General features: G+C 60.9%; 2 protein-coding genes. One reads left to right on the top strand and one right to left on the bottom strand.

From position 1 onward, the window contains the following. Window positions 1–1,042: amino acid permease (locus Q5H33_RS08380; RefSeq protein ID WP_302424007.1), on the bottom strand; the 1,042-nt coding region annotated here is incomplete at its 3' end. 123 nt (window positions 1,043–1,165) lie between these two features. On the opposite strand from Q5H33_RS08380, the gene Q5H33_RS08385 reads away from it, so the two are divergent. Then, entirely contained in the window at window positions 1,166–2,017 is an 852-nt protein-coding gene (locus tag Q5H33_RS08385) for a deoxyribonuclease IV (RefSeq protein WP_302424009.1), read from the top strand. Window positions 2,018–2,552 lie beyond the last annotated feature (535 nt).

Raw genomic sequence — 2,552 nt, forward strand, 5'->3', positions numbered from 1 at the left:
CCATGCTGAACAGCACGGCCCACACCGGCACACCACGGAAATTCGTCTTGGCGAAACGTTCGGGAATCAGCCGCTCCTTGGCCAGCGACCATACCATGCGCGAACACACGTACAGGCCGGAGTTCGCGGCGGAAAGCACGGCCGTGAGCACCACGAAGTTCATGATGTCGCCGGCGAACGGCATACCGATTGACTGGAACACCAGCACGAACGGGCTCGTGTCCACGCCGGCCTGGTGCCAGGGGATCAAGGCCGCCATCACCAGAATCGAGCCGATGAAGAAAATCGCCAGGCGCAGCACCGTGGTGTGCACGGCTTTGGGAATCGCGCGCGATGGATCTTTGGTTTCGCCGGCCGCCACGCCCACCACTTCGGTGCCGGAGAACGCGAACACCACGGTCAGCAAAGTCGAGAAAATAGGTGCGATGCCGCTTGGGAACCAGCCGTCGGCCACGAAGTTGCCCAGCAACGGCGCGGAATCATGGCCGGCAATCGGTATGGCGCCGAAAATCGCCAGCAGGCCGATCACAATAAACGCGATGATGGCGAACACCTTGATCGACGCGAACCAGAACTCCGCCTCACCATACAGCCGCACGGACATGATGTTGAGCGCGAACACCACCACAATGAACACGGCCGACCACACCCAGGACGGCGAATGAGGAAACCATCGCTGCATCAGCAGCCCGGCCGCCGTGAACTCCGATGCGAGCGCCACCGCCCAGTTCAGCCAATACAGGATGGCGATGGTGAACGCGGTGCCGGGGCCGATGAACCGCTTCGCATACATGTGGAAGCTGCCGGCGTACGGCATGGCCACGGACAGCTCGCCCAACGACACCATCACGCAGTAGACGAGCAGGGAGCCGGCCGCGTAAGCGAGGATCGCGCCCAACGGTCCCGCCTGATGAATCGCGTAGCCGGAGCTGACGAACAGGCCGGTGCCGATCACGCCGCCCAGGGAGATCATCGTCAGGTGACGCGACTCCATCTTCCGTTCAAGGCCGGTATCGTCCTTGGGTGTGCCGGCTGCCGCCATGCTCGGGTCTCCTTTGGTCGGGTGAACAGTTGTGTCTCGTGTCGGTTGTGCGGGCGGCGCTCGATGCCTCCTACCATATGATAGCGGTAACACGAACAGCGAGTGGAACACGAGGAATTTGGAATGACGGAACTGTATATCGGATCGCATCTGTCGACGGCCGGCGGATGGAATGCGCTGCTGGAACGCTCCCATGAGGAGGGCGGCACCGCGTTCGCGTTCTTCCCGCGATCTCCGTATGGCAAACGTTCCAAGGCGCTCGACCCGGCCGGTGCGGCGGCGTTCGGTGCGCGTCTGAAGGCTGAGGGCTATGGGCCGTTGGTCGTCCACGCGCCGTACGTCTACAATCTGGCCGGCAAGGATGAGGCCAAGCGCGCATTCGCGATCGAGGCGTTGGCCGAGGACATCGAGCTGCTGACCGCCATCCGCGCGGCCGGCCAGGAGGTATATATCAACATTCATCCCGGCGCGCATGTGGGCCAAGGCGCCGAGACCGGCTGCCGGCTGATTAGCGAGGGGCTGAATCAGGTGTTCGAGCGTGCGGATGGCGTCATGGTGCTTCTGGAGACCATGGCCGGCAAAGGCACGGAATGCGGGCGCAACTTCGAGGAGCTCGCCACGATCATGAACGGCGTGGAGAACAAGGCGAACGTCGGCGTCACGTTCGACACCTGCCATGTGTTGGATGCCGGCTACGATTTGGAGAACGACTACGACGGCGTGATGCGCCAGTTGGATGAGGTGATCGGCTTGGCCAGGGTCAAGGCGATTCATGTGAACGATTCGCAGTTCGGCCTCGGCTCGCATAAGGACCGTCACGCCAACATCGGCGAAGGGCAGCTCGGCATCCCGTTCTTCACGCGACTGGTCAACGATCCGACCATGGCCAAGCTCCCGATGATTCTCGAAACCAAGGAGCAGACGCCGACCACGCACCGCGACGAAATCGCGCTGCTGCGTGGGCTGGTGGACTGAATCACATCGGCAGTTCAGCACCACCACCGGCAGCAACGGCACCTACTGGTCCACCTACCAACGGTGACATCGTTGTCATGCGAACTTCATATACCACAATTCCACAATATGATTTCATAGTTATGACACTGTGATACATATATAGCAAACAATGATTCAGTGACGATCTCTCGTCAAAGATGTTCCGTCAAAACAGGCGCATGGGCTCGGTCGAATCCAACGGCTGAATCAGGCGTTTGCCGTCGCCCTGCAGCGGGGCGACCTCGTGAAATTGCAAGCGGCGGGATAACGCAGTGCCTGAGTTCCGCACGCCGGCGAGCAAGGATGCGCCGTCGATTGTGCGGTCCAGCCACGGCGTCCCATTCCAAGTCGAGCGCGAAACGTCTGTACATGCGTGCCAGTTTATGCCAATGTTCTGCCTAAGCCGGAATCGCCTGCGAAAGCCCAAAATGTAGGACGGGTTCGGCAATCGGGACAGGACGTGACCTAGAGTGGCGCATGACCGAACACCAACAAAGGGAGGACCATGTCGGTT

The organism is uncultured Bifidobacterium sp. (assembly GCF_959020145.1).
Taxonomy (GTDB): Bacteria; Actinomycetota; Actinomycetes; order Actinomycetales; family Bifidobacteriaceae; genus Bifidobacterium.